This is a genomic window from Shewanella baltica, assembly GCF_900456975.1.
In the GTDB taxonomy this organism is placed as follows: Bacteria; Pseudomonadota; Gammaproteobacteria; order Enterobacterales; family Shewanellaceae; genus Shewanella; species Shewanella baltica.
This window is the reverse complement of record NZ_UGYM01000002.1, coordinates 3,306,193-3,330,226: the sequence shown is the minus strand read 5'-3', so window position 1 is coordinate 3,330,226 and position 24,034 is coordinate 3,306,193. Positions and strand designations below refer to the sequence as shown.

21 protein-coding genes and 1 other annotated feature are annotated in these 24,034 nt (G+C 44.5%); of the genes, 15 read left to right on the top strand and 6 right to left on the bottom strand.

Annotated elements, in window-relative coordinates; all coding sequences use genetic code 11:
- Window positions 1-9: 9 nt before the first annotated feature.
- From rimM to DYH48_RS14900, 9 genes are all read left to right on the top strand, one after another.
- Window positions 10-540: a ribosome maturation factor RimM gene (gene rimM / locus DYH48_RS14940; protein ID WP_006080789.1), complete on the top strand. Its 531-nt coding sequence runs from the start codon at window positions 10-12 to the stop codon at window positions 538-540.
- Between the two features lie 15 nt (window positions 541-555).
- Window positions 556-1,302 carry a tRNA (guanosine(37)-N1)-methyltransferase TrmD gene (gene trmD / locus DYH48_RS14935; RefSeq protein WP_006080790.1) on the top strand — a complete coding sequence of 249 codons (747 nt, stop codon included), beginning with the start codon at window positions 556-558 and terminating at the stop codon, window positions 1,300-1,302.
- A gap of 34 nt (window positions 1,303-1,336) precedes the next feature.
- Window positions 1,337-1,690 carry a 50S ribosomal protein L19 gene (gene rplS / locus DYH48_RS14930; RefSeq protein WP_006080791.1) on the top strand — a complete coding sequence of 118 codons (354 nt, stop codon included), beginning with the start codon at window positions 1,337-1,339 and terminating at the stop codon, window positions 1,688-1,690.
- Window positions 1,691-1,950: 260 nt separating this feature from the next.
- The gene (locus tag DYH48_RS14925) at window positions 1,951-3,042 is read left to right on the top strand and encodes a 3-deoxy-7-phosphoheptulonate synthase (protein WP_115335237.1); all 1,092 of its coding nucleotides are present in this window, start codon (window positions 1,951-1,953) and stop codon (window positions 3,040-3,042) included.
- Window positions 3,043-3,069: 27 nt separating this feature from the next.
- Window positions 3,070-4,209, top strand: a complete 1,140-nt coding sequence (tyrA, locus tag DYH48_RS14920; RefSeq protein WP_115336147.1) for a bifunctional chorismate mutase/prephenate dehydrogenase — start codon at window positions 3,070-3,072, stop codon at window positions 4,207-4,209.
- A gap of 216 nt (window positions 4,210-4,425) precedes the next feature.
- Window positions 4,426-6,090: a hydroxylamine reductase gene (hcp, locus tag DYH48_RS14915; protein ID WP_115335236.1), complete on the top strand. Its 1,665-nt coding sequence runs from the start codon at window positions 4,426-4,428 to the stop codon at window positions 6,088-6,090.
- Between the two features lie 132 nt (window positions 6,091-6,222).
- The gene (locus DYH48_RS14910) at window positions 6,223-7,392 is read left to right on the top strand and encodes an FAD-binding oxidoreductase (RefSeq protein ID WP_115335235.1); all 1,170 of its coding nucleotides are present in this window, start codon (window positions 6,223-6,225) and stop codon (window positions 7,390-7,392) included.
- 171 nt (window positions 7,393-7,563) lie between these two features.
- Window positions 7,564-7,899 carry a hypothetical protein gene (locus tag DYH48_RS14905; protein ID WP_006080796.1) on the top strand — a complete coding sequence of 112 codons (336 nt, stop codon included), beginning with the start codon at window positions 7,564-7,566 and terminating at the stop codon, window positions 7,897-7,899.
- A gap of 43 nt (window positions 7,900-7,942) precedes the next feature.
- Window positions 7,943-9,247, top strand: coding sequence for a cation:proton antiporter (locus DYH48_RS14900; protein ID WP_115335234.1), 1,305 nt, complete (start codon window positions 7,943-7,945; stop codon window positions 9,245-9,247).
- Between the two features lie 164 nt (window positions 9,248-9,411).
- On the opposite strand, the gene DYH48_RS14895 is transcribed toward DYH48_RS14900, so the two are convergent.
- Window positions 9,412-11,406, bottom strand: a complete 1,995-nt coding sequence (locus DYH48_RS14895; RefSeq protein ID WP_115336146.1) for a chorismate mutase — start codon at window positions 11,404-11,406, stop codon at window positions 9,412-9,414.
- 41 nt (window positions 11,407-11,447) lie between these two features.
- Window positions 11,448-11,564: a sequence feature (Phe leader region), on the bottom strand.
- 1,635 nt (window positions 11,565-13,199) lie between these two features.
- The gene (gene hpf / locus DYH48_RS14890; protein ID WP_115335233.1) at window positions 13,200-13,556 is read right to left on the bottom strand and encodes a ribosome hibernation-promoting factor, HPF/YfiA family; all 357 of its coding nucleotides are present in this window, start codon (window positions 13,554-13,556) and stop codon (window positions 13,200-13,202) included.
- A gap of 299 nt (window positions 13,557-13,855) precedes the next feature.
- Between hpf and DYH48_RS14885 the strand changes: the two genes are divergently transcribed.
- Window positions 13,856-14,548, top strand: coding sequence for a cytochrome b/b6 domain-containing protein (locus DYH48_RS14885; RefSeq protein ID WP_011846177.1), 693 nt, complete (start codon window positions 13,856-13,858; stop codon window positions 14,546-14,548).
- A 110-nt stretch (window positions 14,549-14,658) separates the two neighbouring features.
- On the opposite strand, the gene DYH48_RS14880 is transcribed toward DYH48_RS14885, so the two are convergent.
- On the bottom strand, window positions 14,659-15,417 hold the full coding sequence (locus DYH48_RS14880) for an IS5-like element ISSod6 family transposase (protein ID WP_087486575.1): 759 nt from the start codon (window positions 15,415-15,417) through the stop codon (window positions 14,659-14,661).
- A gap of 87 nt (window positions 15,418-15,504) precedes the next feature.
- On the bottom strand, window positions 15,505-15,954 hold the full coding sequence (locus tag DYH48_RS14875; protein WP_006080801.1) for a c-type cytochrome: 450 nt from the start codon (window positions 15,952-15,954) through the stop codon (window positions 15,505-15,507).
- Between the two features lie 190 nt (window positions 15,955-16,144).
- On the opposite strand from DYH48_RS14875, the gene trpR reads away from it, so the two are divergent.
- Window positions 16,145-16,420, top strand: coding sequence for a trp operon repressor (gene trpR, locus DYH48_RS14870; protein ID WP_006080802.1), 276 nt, complete (start codon window positions 16,145-16,147; stop codon window positions 16,418-16,420).
- Between the two features lie 65 nt (window positions 16,421-16,485).
- On the opposite strand, the gene DYH48_RS14865 is transcribed toward trpR, so the two are convergent.
- Window positions 16,486-16,857 (bottom strand): hypothetical protein, encoded by a 372-nt coding sequence (locus DYH48_RS14865; protein ID WP_115335232.1) that lies wholly within the window; start codon window positions 16,855-16,857, stop codon window positions 16,486-16,488.
- 237 nt (window positions 16,858-17,094) lie between these two features.
- On the bottom strand, window positions 17,095-17,751 hold the full coding sequence (gene slyD / locus DYH48_RS14860; protein ID WP_115335231.1) for a peptidylprolyl isomerase: 657 nt from the start codon (window positions 17,749-17,751) through the stop codon (window positions 17,095-17,097).
- A gap of 641 nt (window positions 17,752-18,392) precedes the next feature.
- Here slyD and thrA point away from each other — a divergent pair.
- From thrA to DYH48_RS14835, 4 genes are all read left to right on the top strand, one after another.
- Entirely contained in the window at window positions 18,393-20,861 is a 2,469-nt protein-coding gene (gene thrA, locus DYH48_RS14850) for a bifunctional aspartate kinase/homoserine dehydrogenase I (protein ID WP_115335230.1), read from the top strand.
- Entirely contained in the window at window positions 20,858-21,820 is a 963-nt protein-coding gene (thrB, locus tag DYH48_RS14845) for a homoserine kinase (protein WP_115335229.1), read from the top strand. Before thrA ends, thrB begins: the two co-directional genes overlap by 4 nt.
- A 112-nt stretch (window positions 21,821-21,932) precedes the next feature.
- Window positions 21,933-23,216, top strand: coding sequence for a threonine synthase (thrC, locus tag DYH48_RS14840; RefSeq protein WP_115335228.1), 1,284 nt, complete (start codon window positions 21,933-21,935; stop codon window positions 23,214-23,216).
- Window positions 23,217-23,552: 336 nt separating this feature from the next.
- A complete protein-coding gene (locus DYH48_RS14835) occupies window positions 23,553-23,855 on the top strand; it encodes a hypothetical protein (protein ID WP_014620644.1) in 303 nt (100 codons plus the stop codon).
- The last annotated feature ends 179 nt before the right edge of the window (window positions 23,856-24,034 follow it).

The following is a 24,034-nucleotide window of genomic DNA, read 5'->3' as shown; positions in this document are numbered from 1 at the left end:
TATAGATTGATGAGCAGTAACCAACAGCCAGTCGTACTGGGGAAATTAGGCTCCTGTCATGGCATTAAAGGTTGGCTGAAAATCACCGCCTATACCGATTCTGTTGAAGGTATCTTTGACTACTCGCCTTGGCTTATTAAAGAAAATGGTGAGTGGCGCGAAATAAAGGTCACCCAGTGGCGTTATCAAGGCAAGGCCGTTGTTGCCTTACTTGATGGCGTAGAAACACGGGAGCAAGCGCAAATGCTCACAAATTGTGAGATTGCGATTTTGCCGGAACAGATGAACGATTTGCCAGCAGATGAATTCTACTGGCGTGATCTCATCGGTTGCGAAGTGGTCAATACAACTGGCTATAACATGGGAATTGTCGATCAGATCGTGGAAACAGGATCGAACGATGTATTACTCGTTAAAGCCAACGCTAAAGATAGTTTCGGCAAAGTGGAACGTATGATCCCCTTTGTCCCTGAGCAGTTCATCAAAACGGTGGACCTGCAAGGTAAACAGATTTTAGTGGATTGGGATCCTGACTTCTAAGTCGAGGTACAACAGATGTGGTTAGGGGTAATAACCCTGTTCCCAGAGATGTTCCGTGCCGTGACAGACTTTGGAGTTACGGGTCGAGCCGTGAAAAACGGCCTGCTTGAGTTGCACACGTGGAATCCCCGTGATTTCACCCATGATAGACATAATACGGTAGATGACAGGCCTTACGGCGGTGGTCCCGGAATGTTGATGATGGTGCAACCCTTGCGCGATGCCATTCATGCAGCGAAAGCCGCAGCGGGTGAAGGTGCGAAGGTGATTTACTTGTCACCTCAAGGACGCAAGCTGGATCAGCAAGGCGTCACTGAGTTGGCTCAATCATCACGTTTGATTTTGGTCTGTGGTCGATACGAAGGTATTGATGAACGCATCATTCAAACGGAAGTGGATGAAGAGTGGTCGATAGGAGATTACGTGCTTTCGGGCGGCGAATTACCGGCGATGACCCTGATAGATTCAGTATCGAGATTGGTTCCTGGCGTACTAGGAAAACAAGCTTCGGCGGAGCAAGATTCTTTCTCCGACGGTTTACTGGATTGTCCACATTACACTCGCCCTGAAAGCCTTGATGGTGTTGACGTACCGGCAGTGCTGCTAAGTGGCAACCACGAACAAATTAGACTCTGGCGTTTACAGCAAAGCCTTGGTAGGACTTTACTGAGACGGCCAGAATTATTGCAAAATCTAGCTCTGACTGACGAACAAACGACTCTATTAGCGCAGTTCGTTGAAGCAATGAACAAGCATGCTTAGTCGTAGCTCAGTTAATTCTAGAACGGAGTAAGTTATGAACAACATCATTAAAATGCTCAACGATGAGCAAATGAAACAAGACGTACCTGCGTTTGGTGCTGGTGATACAGTAGTAGTTCAGGTTCGTGTTAAAGAAGGCGATAAAGAGCGTTTACAGGCTTTTGAAGGCGTTGTAATTGCTAAGCGTAACCGTGGTCTGCACTCTGCATTCACAGTACGTAAAATCTCTAATGGCGAAGGTGTTGAGCGTGCTTTCCAAACGCACAGCCCACTGATCGCTAGCATTGAAGTTAAGCGTCGTGGTCGCGTTCGTCGCGCCAAACTGTACTATCTGCGTGATCGTTCAGGTAAATCTGCACGTATCCGTGAGAAGCTGGCAACTAAGTAATAGTTACCGCTACAGAAAACAAGACGTAGTGTTCGCACAGAAAACCGCCCTAGTGGCGGTTTTTTGTTGCTGTTTTTTGAGTATTTATACTTGATCTAAAGAGAATGAACAGGCATAGTGGTCGCCTAGTTGTAATGGTGTAGCATTACAAAAGTACATTACGATAGATTTACGCTATTTTTCTTCCGAAATGAATGCCCAAGCTGACTTGAAGTCCTGCTTCGACAACTGGGTTAAACACTAAGTCTTAGGTGGTAAGCATGCAACAAGATACGATTAACAACGTACACATCAGTTCAGAAAAAGTCTTAATCACACCGCAAGAGCTTAAAAATGCCTTGCCACTCTCTGAGCATGCTTATCGTTATATCCTCAATGCCCGCAAAACCGTGGCTGATATTGTCCATAAGCGCGACAATCGAGTATTGATCGTCACCGGGCCTTGCTCCATCCATGATATCGCCGCCGCTAAGGAATACGCTTTAAGGCTTAAAACCTTGCACGATGAACTCAGTGATGAGTTTTACATCTTAATGCGAGTGTACTTTGAAAAGCCGCGTACTACGGTCGGTTGGAAAGGCATGATCAACGATCCCGATATGGATGAATCCTTCGATGTCGAAAAAGGTCTGAAAATGGCCCGTGAGCTGATGATTTGGTTGGCCGAATTAGGGCTACCAGTCGCCACTGAAGCGCTTGATCCTATCAGCCCTCAGTACATTTCTGAGCTAGTGACTTGGTCGGCCATCGGTGCCCGCACCACTGAATCGCAAACCCATAGGGAAATGGCATCGGGTCTTTCTATGCCAGTTGGCTTTAAAAATGGCACCGATGGTAAGCTCGATGTGGCGATTAATGCGCTAAAGTCAGCGGCCAGCAGTCACAGATTTATGGGCATTAACCAACAGGGCCAAGTCGCCTTATTACAAACTGCGGGCAATCCCGATGGTCATGTGATTTTACGTGGCGGTGCATCACCAAACTACGATGCCGCAAGCGTGGCAGAATGTGAGGCACAGCTTCACAAAGCCAAACTCAATGCACGTTTGATCATCGATTGCAGCCATGGCAATTCATCCAAAGACTACAGCCGCCAAAAGCCTGTGTGTGAAGATGTGTTCGAGCAGATTTATAACGGCAATAAATCGATCATCGGCGTTATGCTTGAAAGCCACTTAAATGAAGGCAATCAAAGCTGCGATAAGCCATTAAGCGAGCTAGCTTACGGTGTATCTGTGACAGATTCCTGTATTAACTGGGAAAAAACAGAAACCATTTTACGTGACGGCGCGGTGAAGTTATCTTCAATACTCCCGGCACGCTTCGATATGCTTAAAGTTGCTAACGCTTAAATTGGCGACAGCTTAATGGACTCAGGTATGAATGAAAAAACAACGGCCGAATTAGAACATCTTCGCGGCCTGATTGATGGTGTCGATCAGCAATTATTGCATTTACTGCGTAAGCGCTTAGATCTCGTGGCGCAAGTGGGCACAGTGAAACACGGCGCCGGTTTACCGATTTATGCACCGCAGCGTGAAGCCGCCATGCTCGCTAAACGCCGCGAAGAAGCGAAAAGCATGGGGATTGCACCGCAATTAATTGAGGATATTTTACGCCGCTTGATGCGCGAGTCTTATCTCAATGAAAAAGATGTAGGCTTTAAGCAAGTTAAAAAAGATCTCGGCTCAGTGGTGATTGTCGGCGGTAAAGGGCAACTCGGTGGACTGTTTTCACAAATGCTGACCTTATCTGGCTACCAAGTGAATCTGCTCGATAAAGATGATTGGCAGCAAGCAGATAGCCTATTTGCCGATGCGGGCATGGTGTTAGTGACTGTGCCGATTGCGATTACTTGCGAGCTTATTCGCGAAAAGCTGACCCAATTACCAGCCGACTGTATTCTGGCGGATTTGACCTCCATCAAGACAGAGCCGGTTAAAGCCATGCTTGAGGCGCATTCTGGTCCTGTCGTCGGTTTCCATCCTATGTTTGGTCCCGATGTGGGCAGTCTGGCGAAACAAGTCGTGGTGGTGTGCCACGGTCGTGAGCCTGATAAATACCAATGGTTACTCGAGCAGATCGCAATATGGGGCGCGCGGATTGTCGAAGCAGAGCCTGAACGTCACGACAGTGCGATGCAGTTAGTGCAGGCAATGCGTCACTTTTCGACCTTTGTGTATGGTTTGAATCTGTGCAAGGAAGAGGCAGATATTGATACTTTACTGCAATTTAGCTCGCCGATTTACCGCTTAGAATTGGCTATGGTAGGGCGATTATTCGCTCAAAGCCCAGAGCTTTACGCCGATATTATTTTTGCCCAGCAAGATAGCCAACATGCAATCGGCGATTACTTAGATAACTACCGTGAAGCGTTGGAGCTGCTAAAACGCGGTGACAGGGACGAGTTTATTAAGCAGTTCCAAACCGTCGCTAAATGGTTTGGGGATTTTGCTCCCCAATTTCAGCGTGAAAGTCGTATTATGCTGCAATCGGTAAATGATATGAAAACCAATTAATAAATAACAAGTTATTCTTTAAAACGCCCATCATTGATGGGCGTTTTTTTATGAAATTTTGGCAGGTTTGATTGCTTATATTCGCGATCACTTAAAGTGATCTTTCTCTAATATTTAGCATCTCATTCTAAAAATGACTGTCGCTTATGGTGTGTTTAGGTAGACTAGTTTTAAACATGCAAAAATAAAGCATGAATTTAAATTAGGAGTCTATCCATGTTCTGTATTCAGTGTGAGCAAACCATTCGTACACCCGCTGGCAATGGTTGTAGTTATTCCCAAGGTATGTGCGGCAAGTTGGCGGCAACGTCTGATCTGCAAGATTTGTTGATTTATATGCTGCAAGGCGTGTCTGTGTATGCGGTTAAAGCCCGCGAGCTGGGCATTATCGATGCTGAAATTGATAGTTTTGTGCCTAAAGCCTTTTTCGCGACCCTCACCAACGTAAATTTCGATGACGAGCGCATTATTGCCTATACCCAGCAGGCGGCTCATTATCGTGCTCAGTTAAAAGCTTCTTACGAAGCGGCTTGTGAACAAGCGGGTATTGCCGTTGAGCAAGTGCCGCAAGTCGCTCAGTTAATGCTGGGGACCAGTAAGATTGAAATGCTAGCGCAGGCGCCGATTGCACTGCTGAATAAAGATAAGCATGACGTTCATGAAGACATCATGGGGCTAAGACTATTGTGTTTATATGGCCTTAAGGGCGCGGCTGCTTATATGGAACATGCTCGCGTGCTGGGACAGACTGATGCCGATGTTGCAGGGCGCTTCCATGAAATCATGTCTTTCTTAGGTGAGCCGAGTGTCGATGGCGATAAACTATTTACCACGGCGATGGATATTGGTCAGTTGAACTACCGCATAATGGCCATGTTGGATGCGGGTGAAACTCAGGCCTTTGGTCATCCAGAGCCAACGGTGGTGAATACTAAGCCCGTTAAGGGCAAGGCAATTTTAGTTTCTGGTCATGATATGAAGGATTTAGAGCTTATCCTTGAGCAGACAGTCGGTAAGGGCATCAATGTGTTTACCCACGGCGAAATGTTGCCCGCACTGGCGTATCCTGCCTTTAAAAAATACCCGCACCTTGTCGGTAATTACGGCAGTGCTTGGCAGAATCAACAGCAAGAATTTGCCAATTTCCCTGGCGCTGTGGTGATGACGTCCAATTGTATTATCGACCCCAATGTTGGCAGTTATAGCGATCGTATCTTTACTCGTAGCATAGTGGGTTGGCCTGGTGTGGTGCATATCGAAGGCGATGATTTCTCGGCTGTGATTGATAAAGCGTTAGCATTAGAGGGTTTTATCTACGATGAAATCCCCCACACTATCACCATTGGTTTTGCCCATAATGCCTTGATGGCGGCAGCGCCAGCTGTGGTTGAAAACGTAAAAAGTGGTGCGATTAAGCATTTCTTCCTCGTCGGCGGCTGCGATGGTGACAAGGCCGACAGAAGCTACTTTACTGAACTTGCTAAATCCACACCTAAGGATTCAATAATCCTGACGCTAGGCTGCGGTAAGTACAAATTCAATAAGCTCGAATTTGGTGATATTAACGGTATCCCACGCTTGCTCGATGTGGGCCAGTGTAACGATGCCTATTCTGCGATTCAGTTAGCGATTGCGTTAGCTGAAGTATTCGAATGTGATATCAATGAATTACCATTGAGTTTAGTGCTCTCTTGGTTCGAACAAAAAGCCATTGTGGTGTTACTGACACTGTTGTCACTCGGTGTGAAAAACATTCGCACGGGCCCGACACCACCTGCATTTTTAACCGCCAATCTCGCCAAAATTTTGGAAGAGAAGTTTGGCTTACGCAATACCACCACAGTTGAGGCCGATTTAAAGACCATGTTGAACGTGGCGTAAATCAGTCGGTGCTCATTGCTGAAGTCCGCTGAGTATTGTGGCTTAAATCAGCAATGAGTGGTTGCTTAACTGCGGTTTTAATTTCGGATTTTCCGAGGGTTAAAACCGCAGTGTGTTGCAGGTAAAAATGTAATGAATGCGATAAATTTGAGTGTGATGGCAGGGGCGAAAGCGCTCCATAAACCCAAAAGTGTTAACCCAGTAGACGGTGGGCCAGCGCAAATCGGAGCAGGGCTAAGTGAGCTGGTGTGCGTTGAACGCTGGAATGAAACTATCGATGTGGTGAGTTTTCGTTTTCAGGCGGGCGAGCCGATGAAGTTTGACTATAAGCCCGGCCAGTTTATGACCTTTGTGCTCGATATTAACGGCGAGCAAGTGTGCCGCAGTTATACCTTGTCGTCATCACCATCGAGACCCTATTCCTTGATGGTGACGATTAAGCGTGTGGCGGGTGGACTGGTGTCTAATTATCTTATTGACCACTTGCAGCCAGGCCAGCGTGTGCGAGTGCTGCCACCTATGGGTCAATTTAACTTAGTTGATATCCCCGCGACGAAATACTTGTTTTTGAGTGCCGGTTGCGGCATTACGCCCATGTATTCGATGTCGCGTTATTTAACTGATACTCAAATTGATGCCGATATTGCCTTTGTGCACAGTGCGCGTTCAGACGCTGATATTATTTTTAAATCGTCATTGGAGACGATGGCGAGCCGCTTTAATACGTTTAAGCTCAGTTATGCGCTGGAGTCGGCGGCAGCATCACTTTTATTCTCCCCAAAGATAAGTTTTGATATAGGGCGATTAACTGCACAGATGCTGCAAACTTTAGTGCCTGATGTTACTGAGCGAACGGTTTATCTCTGCGGGCCCGAGACTTATATGCAGGCGGTAAAAGCGTTATTGGCCGAACTCAACTTTGATATGAATCGGTTGCACCATGAGAGTTTTGCCACGGCCGAGAAAGCCGCACGTAATCAGCTCATGCAAGCAAAGTCGCCTACAGAAGCAGATGAAAATCCGCAAGAAGGGGCCTTTATCTTGCCTACTTTTAACTTAGCTATTGGCGATCGCAGCACAAGGCTAATGCAAGGGCAGAGTCTACTTGAGGGAATAGAGTCCGAAGGATTACCGATTATTGCTGCCTGTCGTTCAGGCGTGTGCGGCGCCTGTAAATGCCAAGTATTGGCGGGAGAAACGGTATCGACGAGTGTGATGACGCTCAGCGCCGCGGAAATTGACGCGGGTTTTGTACTGGCGTGCTCTACAACGTTAACATCCGATGTGACACTTAAACTCTAGCGCGCTGATTAAATTAATTAGTGACAGTTACACAGGGCTTATCAGGCTTATTCTTAAATGGATGGAAATATTTCTAATCCTTAGTTGCGCTTATCTCAGTGAGAACGTAAGGTTAATGACAAGGGCGTATGATGTTTGCGCCCAGTCCATTAGTCTGGCTGGAGTCTCTCAATGACAATGACAACCACTTATGCCGCAAAAATTGAAGACCGTTCTCTTGGGCATTTGTTGTACGCCTTGATGTCGGGTTTTCCCTTATTATTACTTCCCGTGCTGCTAAGTTTGTTCATTAATGTTTCCCAACGTCAATCCCATGGTAATCCATTATTGGCGTCGCATTTGCGTTGGCAACGGCATTCTAATGTCGCCTTTCTTGGCTTGTTAGTGCTCGGCTATTGCGTGCCGTTAACTTGGCTCAGTCTTTCGATTTATCTCTTTGGGATCATTTGGTTTTGCCACAGGATCATTAAAGGGTGGTTAAGTCTATTGGATGGTTTGGAAATCTAAACTTGTGCTAGAGTCTCTAAATTGATGATTTTTAGAGGCTCTTATGTCCAGTTACCAAATTCTGTGTATCCTCTGCGCCTTGGCGCTAGTCACTTCAGTTGTCTCTTCACGCGTCCATAAACTGCAGGAAACTGTGGCCATTACGGCTATCGCCCTAGGCATGAGTTTGTTATTACTCCTAGGGGGAAAGGCCTTAGGCGGGCATGTCTATTTGTATTTTGTCTCAGGCTTAGAGAAGCTCGATTTTCAAGCCTTGCTGCTCAATGGCATGTTAGGTTTTTTACTCTTTGCGGGCGCATTGCAGATCCGTTTAAAAATACTGAGGCATCAGAAGTGGGAGATTTTAATCCTCGCCTTTGTCAGCACTTTATTATCGACCTTTATCATAGGAGTACTGTTATTTTGGGTCGCGCCTATGTTGGGTCTACCGCTACAACTCAGCCACTGCTTGTTGTTTGGCGCCTTAATTTCGCCAACCGACCCCATTGCCGTTTTGGCTATTTTAAAGAAAATGGGCGCACCGGAAGATATTGCTATCCAAGTGGAAGGTGAATCTTTATTTAACGATGGCATAGGGTTAGTGATTTTTGTGGCAATATCGCAATTAGCCTTCTCTACTGAACCGCTGACGTTTATCCATATCTCTGAGTTATTTATTCGTGAGGCGGTAGGCGGGGTTATTTATGGTGGCGTTCTTGGTTTTCTGCTGCATCATTTTTTCCGCTATTGCGAGGAAGAAACGCAATTGATGTTGGTCACTTTGCTGATCCCAACCGCGGGATACGTGATGGCGGAAGTGTTTGGGGTTTCTGGGCCTTTAGCTATGGTGAGTGCAGGTATCATCATAGGTAATTTCAGTGTGCCTAAGTTTTTTGCCCGCCACGAGCGAGTGAAACTACTGACATTTTGGTCGCTGATTGAATCTTTCTTCAATGCATTACTTTTCCTACTACTCGGCTTACTGCTTTTGTTAGTCACTTTTAAAGCGCCATTGTGGTGGTTTATGTTTGTGGCTATTCCATTGGTGTTATTGGCGCGTGCCGTGAGTGTGTTATTGCCTTATTTGGGCTTTAGGTTGTTTAAGTCTTACAACCCCTATGCAGAGACGATTCTGATTTGGGGTGGTTTAAGGGGAGGATTAGCACTCGCGATGGCGATGAGTTTACCTGAGGGGATTGTCATAGATGCCATTGGTGGTGTGGAGCTGCGGGAGTTATTGTTAGTGATGACCTATGCCGTCGTCGTATTTTCGATTCTAGTGCAGGGCTCTACTATGACTGGGCTTATCCGCAGGAGTAATGCTGTTACCGAACCATCGAGGGCTGTCGGCGCTTCTGAAAAAGCATAAAGGATGATTGCGCTACGATAGTAAACAATATTAAGCCTGTTAGTCATCACGCTGACTAGCAGGCTTATTTCAGTCAATCAGGGATAAAATAAGTGCCTTTTATCCCTGAATATACTTCGAACTAACCCCATTTCACTTTAAATTAAATCACTCAAGATCAAAGTTTAGACCGCCCGATATAATTCCCGCACTACAGCGCTAATTAAGTTAAGCGACTCAGAGTCATTATTGCTGTCAAGTGGGCAATTGAGTATCAATCCATCCACTTTAAGCTGCTTAATACCTTGGGTTTGAACCAGCAGGGCATCATCCGAAACGGCATAGCTAGGGTTGATCAAAATGGGCAAATGACTCGTGGCTTTAATCTGGATCAGGCTTGCCAAATCGAGTGAGGGTAGATTGGCGTTATTTAAGGTTCTAATGCCAGAGTCACACAGAATAAGTTGCTGATTGCCTTGGCTTAAGATAATTTCTGTTGCCGTGAGTAATTCTTCAAAACTTGCCATATCGTTACGTTCAAGTATTAAAGGTACTGGTAAGGTGCCCGCTTGAGTGAGTAAGGTTTGATTAAACATCTGCTTACCCGCCAAGAACAGCATATCGGCGTGCTGAACGGCTAATGGCATATCGGCTTCTTGCTCTATGGCAATAATGCACACCAGACCATATTGATGCAGGATTTGGCGCAGTTTAGCTAGGGTCACTTCCGCCATAGCCACTTGATTAACGCTATTGAGCAGAACCGCTTGGAATCCCACTTCTTTAAGCTGTTTCACTTGCTGCTCGAAAGCCGATAACGCTAAGTGTGAAATGTCATTATTCAGCGTGATTTGCGCTATGGCACCGACATGCCCTGCACCGATTGTCATTGCACCGCAGTTGATCTCACTAGCTTGCTCTTTATAGGCTTTGCTATATCGAACAGGGCTGGTATTTGCTCCATTCTCACTGATGACTTGATCCTTAGAGGTGCTAGGTTCAATCAGTAACTGGCTGTTGCTCAGTTGCGTGGGCTTAACTGTTTCGCAAGGATAACAGCCTAATACTTTGATAAAACGGGTGATCCGCTCGAGTTGCTTTAAACCGGCCTGCATAGATTCACTGGAGATATTCGCGTCGATATCCAAATAGAACATCTCTTCCCAAGGTGTTCCTGGAATCGGGCGTGACTCTAATTTGCTCATGTTTAACTGATGCGCTTTCAGAACCAACAGGGCTTCTACTAATGCACCGGCTTTTTGGCCCGTCGCCATAATCAATGTGGTCTTAGCGGGTAACTGCTCTGGCACGGCAACGGCTTTGCGAGCAACAACGATAAAGCGACTTTGGTTGATCTTCTGATTAGCTAAACCTGCTTCTATCGACTCTAGCTGATAGAGTGCACCACCTTCGGCGCTGCCAATCGCTGCAGCACTGTTATCTGGACTTTGGTTTACCTTTTCCATTGCTTCTGCGCTGCTTGAGCAGTATTCCAGTCTCAAGTCTTTGTGTTGAGTTAAATATCTGCTGCATTGGCTAATAGGCTGAGGGTGGGCATAGACAGTTTTGATATCAGCTAATTTACTGCCAGCTTTTCCTAGAAGGCAATGGCTGACTTCAATCGTCGTTTCACCAACGATCGATAAACTGGTGTGCTGCAGTACATCGTAGACTTCATTGATTGAACCTGAAGAAGTGTTCTCAATCGGTAGGAAACCATAATCAGCATGCCCAGACTCAACGGCTTGCACTATTTCATCGAAACTTTGGCAACCTAAGTCTAGCATTTCAACTTGGCGGCGTTGGCAATAGCGGGTCGCTGCGAGATAAGAGTAAGAGCCTCGTGCACCGAGGTAGGCGATACAATACTGCTGTTTTTGTGTTTCTGGGTTGGCACGGCCGTGAAGGTAAGCTTGTTGATTCAATACAGAATCTTCAATGATGCTTTGGTAAAGGGAGATAACATAGTGGGCATCTAATCCCTTTTCTCTGCCTTCTTTCACTAGTCTAGCGAGCAGTTCTTTTTCCCTTTGAGTATCTCTGATGGGTCTGACATCCACTTCTTTACTACGGGCCACTTCTAGACTTAAGCGACGGCGCTCAGCGAGTAATGCCAGCAGTTCATTATCCAGATTGGTGATCTGCTCTCGGGTTTGATTTAAAGGCTGTGGTGTATGCATTCTGACCTCAATTGCCGCCATGTATTTTATCAATCGTTTAAGACAAAAAAGCCTCCCAGTTGGGAGGCTTTGGATTTTTACTTTCGTTTTTACACAGTAAATCCGCCTCCTAGAGTGGGGGTGTAAAAAAGAAAGTAAAAAAAGCTGCTGTTATCATTTTCATGGGCTTAAAACTAAAGGGCTAGGGCTTAGCTGTCAATCAAAACTTTCTCACAGACAGCCTAAAAAGAAAGCGCACCCGAGGGTGCGCTGGTTTGAGTATGAATATATGGTCAAGCGAGTTTATCCTCCTTATGGTCAGTGTGGGACAAGGTAAAACACTCGTTTATCTTACATTTACGTGTAACAGTAAAACGTTAACAACTCACTAGATAACGACTTGCATTTACAATGAACATTAACAAGTACTTTATGCGGCATAGCGTATAACATTGAAACTATGCTTTTTTGCAGTACCAGCGAACTTACGTTGACATGTCTTGCACTTATATTTTAACAATTAACACTTACATGGTTCTATAACATTAAAAACTAAAACTAACATTTAAAATAAACGATTTACGGCTCATTAGTTGTACTAGGTACATATTGCTGTAAAAACAGCTTAGCCTTGTCATGCGTTTATGTCTTGCTACTTACGTTATTACTTTTTACTTTAAAACCTAACGTGTTAATACTTGGAGCGTATAACAAACTCTCATTTACTGTTATTGCATTTTTCGTCAAGTCTAGATGCCCTCCTTTTTAGTTGATAATTAAACATTATTTAAGGTGTCTATAAAATATCAAAACTCAACTAACGGTAAAAGTTAACACATTACATAAAAATATTTATACGATTTACAGTTTTTACTATACAAATAACACTAAGTAAACTAATAACTTTTAATGAAACCAACGTATTGCACTTGCATTAAACACTTACATTAAATCTCACGCTAAAAACGCTAACTTACATATCAGTGTAAATATGACTCACTTCAAATCACTAATCTACATCTAACTAAATGTGACAGTTGTTACCTCATTTATCTCGATGTTTAGCACGAATTGGTGCCGACCCGTTTTACAATAAGCACTTTTGGTAATGTAGCTTATGTTAATGTGACTTTTGTTTATTTTTACCTGGGCCTCCATTGTGGATATAAAAAATTGGATAGTTAAAGGTTTCGCTAATGTACTCGTTGCGCTGTACTCGGCTCCTTATGTTTACTCTGGTATTGAGCAATGCCGCCTGTTTCTGGTGGTCATCCTGTTATTCGGTCAAAATTGAGCACTACTTTAGTGAATGCCAACATACTTGATTGTAACTAATATCAACAATATCAATATTATCAAATTGTTCGCTTTGCGTTGCCTCCTTTCCTAACTTACTATTGAAAGTGGAACCTAGTTGAAAGTATAACGTTGAGCTTTTGAACGTGGAAATTATAAGTAAAATTAATCATTAACAGTAAATCTTAGAACTTAAAACCCTTAGTACTTAAAACGATATAGCTTAGATTGGTCGTTCTCCTTAGTTATATCCAGTAACGTTATTTATAACTTAATATCTGTTAACCAATATATGTAAATCAAAATTTAAAGTAAATCAACATTTGAAACGATTTAAATTCGCACCACTTCGATTCTTGCTGTCACTTTGTAAAGTGTAGTAGGTATTTAGTCAAACGAACTGTTTTTTTCATCATTAAAATGATTGCACTAAGCTTTTGTAAAAACTGTGATCTGATTAAATATTTCTACTTTATTGCTCTCAAAGTGATGCGTTTCTCGCACTCACTAAACTTAAATTATGCCGCATCTTCCTCCTCGTACTCGTCGTCAACTTCAACAATATTATTAGTCGGTGTTAATGATGTGGAACGTTGTGCTTCCGGTTTGTGTATTATGCGATTGAGCTGCTTCTCTAATTTTTGGCCCATAGCGTTAATCGCAGTATATAAATTTTCATGTTTTGCTTGAGCGAAGAGTTCTCCATTTGGGATGCCAACCGATGCTTCAATTTTGAAACCAGGTTTCTCCTCCGTAATGATTACATGGGGATTTATCAGTTGCACATCATGCCTTGAAAGTTTTTCGAAACGGCTTTCAATACGTTCGCGAATAGGAGATGTGACTTCAAGTTGCTTGCTAGTAATCTTTAGCATATTTCGAACCTTCTGTTGTTTCCTTGGATTTCAGATTACCAAGGTCTGCACTATAAAACGAGATCTAGATCACATTTTTGTGCCAGTTAGTTACTGTTCGTTGGATATTTGATCACTTAGACAAATATCAATAATTCCTGGCCAAAAAGCCTTGTATTGCCTGCTAAATCGGGTCATATTCGATGGGATAACTCCGCAGTCTTTGCCCTTATTTACTTATATTTACTTTAAGTTTCATCCCAAATCCCGATAAAATACCTCAACTTATTTCATTCGTTCACTTTGAGTTTGCCCATTTTATGAATATTGAACACGTTAAGATTAAGGTCTGGGATTTACCCACGCGAATTTTCCATTGGGGCATGGTGTGTCTGTTGGCACTTTTATGGTGGAGTGCTGACGCTGGCGAAATGCAGTGGCATCAAATTTTTGCTTATAGTTTGCTGATCCTCATTGGATTTAGGATCCTTTGGGGGATCATTGGTAGCGATACGGCAAGGTTTAGCCATTTTGTTCATCACCCTAAGGTTGTGCTCGACTACTTGAAAGCAATCAAAACTAAGGGAATGTCCGTTGTGCTGGGGCATAATCCTATTGGTGGCTACATGGTTGTCGCACTGATTGGGATCATTAGCCTGCAATTAGTCACAGGCCTTTTTGCGACTGATGATATTTTTACCGAAGGTCCGCTCTATAGTTATGTCAGTTCAGATACCAGTGGATTTTTGACTTGGCTACATAAGATGAACTTTAACCTTATCCTAGCGCTGAGTGCCATTCATGTGCTGGCAGTGGTTATCCATGCCATCAAGGGCGATAAGTTAGTTGGTGCTATGCTCAGTGGCTACAAGAAGGTCTCTAAGGTGACACTGTCATCAAGCGTGAATCGTGATCTTACATTCAAGTCAGAGTGGCTTGCCTTAGTGCTGCTGGCTGTATTAGCGGCTGTGGTCTTTGTGTATTTAATGTGGCCGATAGTGCAAGTGCTATAGTTTTACGCAGAGTGTTTGAGTAACAAAAAGCCTGCTAATTAGCAGGCTTTTTGATGGACGAAAAACTAAATAGAACTAGGGTCTGTTGATCTTTGCTGTACAAATGGTGTTCAGCAATACATCGGCAGCCACATTAACATAAACGCCAGTGACACCATACTGGCGTAATTTCTTGCTAGCTTGTCATACCTTGTTGATATTGCTCGATAATGTTTAATTCTTCCAAAAGCATTCTCCACTAAATGTCGATACCGATATAAGCACCAATCGACTCTTTCTTGAGGTGTATTCTTATAGCGGCGCCTTGGAATAACAGATTTCCCGCCTTTATTTGCGATAAGTTCACGAAATGCATCGCTGTCATAACCTTTATCTGCAATGACGGTATCAACCTGCTTCAGGTGTTCAATTAAGCTGGGGGCGTGTGTAATATCGTGTTTTTGGCCTTCTGATAATTCGAAATAAATCGGTAATCCTCCGCTGTCGACGGCTAAGTGAATTTTGGTTGAATTACCGCCTCGACTTTTACCAATACTCTCATTATTTAGCGTCGCTGCACCTGCACTGTGCTGGTGAGCCCGCACTATCGAGCCATCAATAAAGACCCATTCTATATCAGCAAGGTTGGCTAAGGCCTTGAATAAATGTGCTAGAACGCCTTTCTTAGACCATAAATGAAACCGTCTAAAGACCGTGCTCCAATGACCGAACTCTTTAGGTAAATCTCGCCAAGGGATACCTGTTCTAAGCCGGTAAAGAATACCTTCGAATGTTTGTCTATGTTCAGGTTTGTCATAAACACGGCCTGTGCTTTTCATTAAATGAAATAGCTTTTCCCAGCGTGCATCGGTTAGCATAAGTCTTGGCATGGCTTGAGGTTATGGTTACTTTTGGCGAAGCAAATTATAACGTCTTGCCATGCTGTCTAAAAATCACTCTCGAAAGATCAACAGACCCTAGTCTTTCTTATAAACGTCGTGACAACCTTTACAGCTTTTTCCTGTGTTCATAAAGGCTTGCTTGATTTCAGCTTGATCACCTTTTTGAGCAACAGTAGCAAGAATGGCTGCATTCTCTTGGAAAGTTTTCATTTTTGCATCGAAATCAGCTCTGTCTTGCCAAACTTTGGCTAAGGCTTCAGTGTCGCCTTTGTCTGAGCCATCAATAAAACCTTCGAAAGGAATTTTTGATAATGCAGCAACATTCGTTGCGCGCATTGCGAAGGTTTCCGCTTCGAAAGGTTTTTTGCCTTTCATCATGGCAGCCATATCGCCGAAGTTATAAGCAATAAGACCAAATGCAGATTGGCGGTATTCAATCGCATCTTTAGAATCTTCGAAATTGTGTGCCTGTGCAGCTGAAGCCAATAGAGTACTGGCAACGAGAGTAAGTAGTAATTTTTTCATCGTATTCTCACAAATTAGCGTCGAAGTGTGACATTGCGCTTCTATTGTACACAAATTAACTTGATGTACTAGAAGCATTTTTGTCAGTTTTTGTTTGGATAAGATGACTAAACGTAACAAGTTATTTGTATGTAGAGTAAATCTGTTAGACTGCCAATGTAATGCTTGAACAGTACTTATGAGGGTTATTATGCGAGCGAACTGGGATCTAGTATTAGAAAAAATTTTGAGCCACAGCAATTATGAAGATCTTTCTGTGTTGTTTCATTTACTGTTAACCGAAGAAGAGCGTAGTGCGGTTGCCGGACGCTTAAAGGTATTTCAGTTGTTATTGGATGGGGATATGAGCCAAAGGCACATAGCTGCAGAATATGAAGTGAGTATTGCGACGATCACGCGTTGTTCTAATTACTTGAAAAATATGTCTCCTGAGCATAGAGCGAAAGTTCAAAAGTTGATTGGTTAATGCTCACATGGAAACAAGCCCTGTGGACATTATTTTGAGCTTGTTTTGGTGAATAGAACTCTGCCTTAAGGCGTGATGGGCAGCTTATGGCGACGATAGAGTGAACGACGCACCAGAATATATAAGCCGTAGCTGAGTAAGCAGATAGCCACAATAGGGTAAAGGTCCTTGGGAAGGAATTTAAAGATAGCCAATGCCGCTATGAGATAGATAAAAGGTAAGAAGTTATAAATAATTTCGGGAAGATAGCCTGACTTACGTCGCCTTGCCGAGTCAGTTCGACGGTTTTGAGAACGCATAACGTAGATCCTCGCACCTAAGACGAACACTACTGTTGCCGCGACTAGGGCATAGTTGATGTCGAGTGCAATAAAACTCGAACTACCGAGCGCCATGTAGCCAAAAGGCAAAATTTCGTAAAGGGGTTTGGTTAACATAAGCACTCCGTCGCTTAACTCAGGTTGATATCAATATCTAATTGAAAATATTCATATAAAACTTGAATGTTTTCAATTTACCAGTCAGTTATTTATCTATTACGAATAGTATAAACGCTTGTGTATAAAAAATGCACGACCTTAAATTAAGGGCGTGCATCTTAAAAGGTTAAACTATGGCAGTTCAACCGCTTAGGGATAAACTATTTCTAGCTCATCTTGAGCATCAATCTGTATCTAGCCGCGGCAACCACAGCCGCCATTGCCGTCACAACCTGTTTTAGGTGTGTCACAGGCTTCATGCTCTTCATGGTGATGTCCATGATCGTGGTCTGAACCACCACAACAGCCGCCAGCTTCTTCTTTACCTGAACCGCCACAGCATCCACCGCCATGGTCGTGATCATGTCCATGACTTCCACAACCGCCTTGGGCATGAACGTGGCCATGGGCAATTTCTTCGGCAGAGGCTTCGCGAACGTCAACGATTTCGACGCTGAAGTTGAGTGATTGACCCGCTAAAGGATGGTTGCCATCGACGATAACAACATCGTCTTTTACTTCCATAACTTGGACTGGGCGTTGACCCATTTCAGTTTCGGCGATGAAGCGCATGCCTGGGACGATATCTTCGATATCACCAAAGGCTTCTAATGGCACGGCTTGACGTAGGCCATCGTGGTAAGGGCCATAGGCTTCTTCGGCACTAATAGTGACATCGAGTTTTTCGCCTTTGGTTTTACCATCTAATGCGGCTTCTAAACCTGGGATCAGGTTTTCAGTGCCGTGTAGATATAGCATAGGTTCAGAGTCGAAAGAGTCTTCTAATAGTCTGCCTTCTTGATCTGATAAACGGTAATGAATGGTTACCGCGCTGTGTTGAGTGATCTTCATATCGCCTCCGGTTCGGAATGTGCGCGCATAATAACGTGCTTTTTTAGTGCTGGCGATAATTTGAAGTGGCTTATGTTAGATATCGCACAGCTTTTTTTTCGGCAGATTAAAGCCAGTTTTACGCGGTACAGCATGTGTAATGTGATTTTTGCTCATTAGCCTGTCAATTTGGCCTGAGTGATGAGGTAGAACAAATAACGCATTAGTTAAAAGTGAACTATAAATAATTATCTGAAAAATAAGTGATTATCTAATAGCTTTCTCGCTTTGTTACGTTAACGTCAACAGTTATCTATTGCATAAATCGCATTTTTACCCCTAGAAAACTTTATATTAACTAATCTTGATGCAGTATTTTATCGAGTGTGAAGATTTGCTGATAAATAATCCATTTTAGGGGTTGACAAGCGCGGGTAAAAAAAGCAATTCTGTTTATCAAGAAATTAACATGGATTAGCCCAAACACATGCATAGCCTAGGTTTCGTAGTAACTACCATTATTACAACCACCACTACAACAATAGTGGGGGCGGGCTGATACACCCTAAAGAATTTTAACAATGAGCCCGCTTCCCACAAAGAAGCGGGCTTTTTTGTTTCTAGCTCTTATTTCTAAGTCGGGCGCGGTACAGGAGAACAAGATGAAAGTAATGAAATTTGGTGGTACCTCGCTTGCAAATTGGCAGCGATTCTCGATGGCAGCGGATATCGTTGCTCAGTCATCTAAGCTTGAACCCATAGCCACTGTGCTATCGGCCCCTGCAACTGTGACGAATGCTTTATTAGAAATGGTCGACGTAGCCGTTAAAGGTGAAGATTATTTACCTGTGCTGCAGCACGTTGAGCGGGTATTTACTTCGCTGTACCAAGACGCCGTTAACTCAGTGTTGTCGAGTGAGCAAAGCGAACAGCTTTTTTCTGGACTCAATGCCCAGCTGGTGATCTGGCAGGATAGATTACGTGGTATCGGATTACTGCAAGAATGTCCCGATGGTATCCGCGCCGAAATCGTGGTTGCTGGTGAGCGTTTATCTGCAGCCTTGATGGAACAAGTGATGATTTCTAAGGGGATCACTTCGGCTCAGCTCGACCCACGCGCCTTATTTTTAGGTCGTGGTCGTCCGTTAGAATCTGTCGTTGATATCGCTGTGAGTAAGCCAAGGTTTCGCGCGTTGGCGCTAGGTGAAAAACGTGTATGGGTAATGCCGGGATTCACCGCCGCCGATGAACAGGGCAAAGTGGTGACGTTAGGCCGTAATGGTTCTGACTATTCTGCTGCCGTGCTCGCCGCCTGTTTGGATGCTTCAAGTTGTGAAATCTGGACCGATGTTGACGGTGTTTATAATACCGACCCACGGGTGGTTGTCGATGCTAAGTTGTTGTCACAACTGAGCTATCAAGAGGCAATGGAGCTTTCCTATTTTGGTGCTAAGGTATTGCATCCTAAGACGATTGCACCTATCGCCCAGTTCCATATTCCCTGTTACATCAAAAACAGTTTTAACCCTGATGCGCCCGGCACTCTGGTATCAAACCAAGCCGATGAAACCGGCTTACAGGTTAAAGCTATCTCCAATTTAGATAACCAGACCATGTTCGATATTTCAGGCCCAGGCATGAAAGGCATGGTTGGCATGGCGAGCCGCACTTTAGCGGCGATTTCCCGCAGCGGCGTATCTGTGTCTTTAATCACCCAAAGCTCCTCTGAATACAGCATTAGCTTCTGTGTGGCCACGTCTGATTCGGCCAAGGTGAAGTGGGCTTTAGAGCAAGAGTTTGAATTAGAAATAAAAAGTGATTTGCTTGAGCCTATCGCTATGCGCCATGAGCTGGCAATTGTGTCCTTGATTGGTGATGGAATGCGCACCCACAAAGGGGTTGCGGCGCGTTTCTTCCAAGCGTTAGCACAGGCAAGCGTGAACATTATCGCCATCGCCCAAGGATCGTCCGAGCGCTCGATTTCGACTGTGATCGAGCAGCGTAAGACTAAGCATGCGGTGGCGGCTTGTCATCAAGGCTTTTTCGATGTGCAGCAATATTTAGATGTGTTCTTAGTAGGATGCGGCAACGTGGGTGCTGGTCTGCTCGAGCAGATAAAACAACAATCCGCCATGCTCAAAGAGCAGCACATCAGTATCCGTGTTTGTGGCATAGTAAATTCCAACAAGATGTTACTCGACAGCGCAGGCATCGATTTAAGCAATTGGTCTAGTTTGCTTGCCGATAGTCAGCAAGCCTGTGATATCCCAGCGTTACTGTCATGGGCGAAAGAGCAACAATTACTAAACCCTGTGCTGGTGGATTGTACTTCGAGCGAGCAAGTGTCGGATCTGTATTTGGATGTGATGAACTCAGGTTTGCATGTGGTCACGCCGAACAAAAAGTCGAACACTCGCGATTATGCTTATTACCAAGCACTTCGCCAAACAGCCTTAAAACAGCGTCGCCAATTTTTATACGAAACCACAGTCGGCGCGGGTTTACCTGTTATCGATAACTTGAAAAAACTGTTATTTGCGGGTGATAAGCTGCATAAGTTTAATGGTATTTTATCGGGCTCTTTATCCTTTATCTTCGGCATGCTCGATGACGGCATGACACTGTCTGAAGCAACAGGTCTGGCGCGGGAAAAATGTTTTACTGAGCCAGATCCCCGTGATGATTTGAGCGGTATGGATGTGGCGCGTAAGGTGCTCATTCTTGCCCGTGAAGTGGGACTAAAGCTAGAACTCAGTGATGTGCAGGTTGAATCTGTATTGCCAGCCGAGTTTGATGATTCAGGTGATGTTGAGAGCTTTATGGCGCGTTTGCCGCAGGTTGATGCGGCGATTGCCGCTAAAGTGGCGCAGGCCAAAGCCCAAGGTAAAGTGCTGCGTTATGTGGGGCAAATTGAAGATGGCGTCTGCCGAGTGCGTATCGCCGAAGTCGATGCACAGGATCCCCTTTATAGTGTTAAAGGCGGCGAAAATGCCTTGGCATTCTACAGCCGTTATTATCAGCCCATTCCGTTTGTGCTGCGCGGTTATGGCGCGGGAACGGAAGTGACCGCCGCTGGCGCCTTTGCCGATGTATTAAGAACCTTGAATTGGACTCGTGAGGTGAGTGTATGAGTTTGACCGTTTACGCTCCAGCCTCTATGGGTAACGTGGGAGTCGGATTTGATTTACTGGGCGCCGCTTTGGCGCCTATCGATGGCAGTTTACTGGGCGACAGAGTGACTATCGCGGCGGCAGAATCGGGTGTGAGTCTGGCGCAAACCGGTGCTTGGGCCCATAAACTGCCTGAAAATCCGCAAGACAATATAGTGTACCAATGTGCCGAATTCTTCTTAACCGCCCTGAGTAAGGAGTATTTAGAAGCGATTGGTAAAGCAGATGAAGGCGTAGCGCTGACACTGGAAAAGAACCTGCCCGTTGGCAGTGGTTTAGGTTCGAGTGCAAGTTCAGTCGTAGCGGCGTTATATGCCTTGAATGAACATTTTGACAGACCTTACAACGAGCAAGCCCTGCTGGAACTGATGGGCGAATTTGAAGGCAAGATCAGCGGCAGTGTGCACTATGACAACGTCGCCCCCTGTTATTTGGGCGGCATGCAATTGATGCTCAATGTGCCGGGCACAGTTTGCGAAGCGATACCGAGTTTTAAAGAATGGTATTGGGTTGTGGCCTATCCTGGGATTTCACTTTCGACGGCGATGATGCGTAAACTCATGCCTGATCAATACGATAAAAGTGTCACTATCGATTTTGGGCGTTATTTAAGTACCTTTGTACATGCCTCTTATCAGCAGAATGCCAAGCTTGCGATCAGCGTATTAAAAGATGTGTTAGCCGAGCCTTATCGCGCAGCTGCGATTCCGGGTTACGACAATGCCAGAGTTGCTTTAGCCGATTTAGACATGTTGACTACGGGGATTTCCGGCAGTGGCCCAACGCTGTTTTCGATTACCGATGATTTAGCCACGGCAAATGCGGCTAAAACCTGGTTAGAACAGCATTATTTAACCGAGGTGGGTGGCTTTGCCCACGTGTGTCGCCTCGATGAGCAAGGCACGCGTAGAGTCGATTAATTCTTATTTTTAGTATCAAGACTAAGCATTAAGGCTAAATATCCATTTTATGCATAAAGAGCATGCATCAAGAATTAGCATTTAAGGCTTAGCATCAACAGGTCGAGTGAGCATGGAACTATATAATTTAAAACACCCTTCGCAGAAAGTGAGCTTTAAAGAGGCAGTGCAATTAGGTTTAGGTCAGGACAGAGGTTTGTTCTTTCCCACCCAAATTCCGGTCTTAGACGATATTGAAGGGCTGCTGGCGCTGCCATTTGTTGAGCGCAGTAAAAAAGTGCTCGGTGCATGGCTTGCCTCTGAATTAGGCCAAGATGCGGTTGATGATCTGGTTGAGCGTGCCTTTAACTTCGATTTACCTTTGGTTGCCGTCGATGAGCAGCGCGCTTGCCTCGAATTGTTCCACGGTCCTACTCTGGCATTTAAAGATTTTGGAGCGCGTTTTATGGCGCAATGCGTCAATACCTTTGTCGGCGACACACGCTTAACCATTCTGACTGCGACTTCGGGTGACACAGGCGCCGCGGTTGCCGATGCCTTTTATGGACTTGAGAAAGTCAATGTGGTGGTGCTCTATCCTAAGGGTAAGATCAGTGAGCTACAGGAAAAGATGTTCACGACTTTGGGCAAAAACATCCATACAGTTGCCGTATCGTCCGATTTCGATGCCTGCCAAGATCTGGTTAAACGCGCCTTTGATGATCCAGAAGTCCGCGAGGGTTTGAGCTTAAACTCGGCGAACTCTATTAATATCAGCCGCTTACTTGCGCAAATTTGTTATTACTTTGAAGCCGTTGCCCAGTCTAAACAACGCCACGACGCCGATCCTGTGATTTCAGTGCCAAGTGGGAATTTTGGTAACCTGACGGCGGGTTTATTCGCCAAAGCCATGGGGTTACCGGTTAAACGCTTTATCGCCGCAACCAATGCGAATGATACTGTGCCGCGCTATTTAGAAAACGGCCAATGGCAGCCCAATCAAACCCAAGCGACTATGTCTAATGCGATGGATGTGAGTGAGCCAAGTAACTGGCCGCGAGTGGAAGCCATTTGTGAGAAATTAGCTTGGCCGCTGAGTAACTTAGTGGGTATCCGTTTATCTGAAGAGCAAACTTCACTGGCATTAGCTGAGTTGCATGCACAAGGTTATGTGTCTGAGCCCCATGCGGCGATTGCAGCTAAAGCCTTGTCTTTAACCTTAGTGCCCGATGAAGTGGGTATATTCTTAGGTACAGCGCATCCCGCTAAATTTAAGGATGTGGTCGATAGAGAGCTAAATCTTAACTTACCACTGCCGGTTGAACTTGAGGCCGTTGCCCACAAACCTATCTTGTCGGCTGACTTACCCGCTGATTTTGCGGCACTGAAAGCGCACTTATTCAAGATCTTAACCTAAGCTGCTTGTACTTAAAGTATTGACCTAGCGGTGAGATAACATAGCTTTACAGAAGAGAAGGGAGCTTAGCTCCCTTTTTTATCAGCACAATTTTGGACAAGTACACTTTTTACAAATGCATTTTTTTATAAGCGCACTTTTTACAGATGTAAGCAAAATAACGATAAATTGATGAAACTGTGTTGCAGGTAAGCATAAAAGAACTTTTATTTAACTACATGATATTTAATTAATATTTGTAACTTATTGTATTGTCTTTGGTAATAAAAATGTGATCAAGTTCACAATTTTATTGGTTTTAATTGTTTATGTTCACCCGCGTGTTTACTCAGTGGGTTGATTGATTTGTCTAGATTTTTTCTATTAAGTGTCTGTTTTTGCGTCTTAGCCTCAGGGTGTGCAACCGATCAACGTGAGTTATATCGGCGCATAAATGTGGCCTACGATTTTGAAGTGACCCATTGCGACAGTTTTGCCATCGTCACTGGGGTGAGCCGCCGCGAGAATAATTTAGATGAAGCTAAAGAGTCTGCCATTGCTCAGGGAGAGCAATTGGGTGGCACGCACATCGTTTGGTTACAGACTGATATGGGCGATCCCACTAAGGTTGTTGCTGTTATTTATAAGTGTCAGATTTAGTGAGCTTAACCTTCAACTTGATTTCAGTTACTCAGGCGGAGTCTTTATGGCAAGTGCATTAAGTCGGCTACACTAAACGCGTTAAACTAGCTACTGTCCTTTTTTGTTGTTATTCTCCGCGCCCTATTTCGGTTAATTACTATGATCTGACTGGTGTTTATGGCGCACTGTCTAAGTGC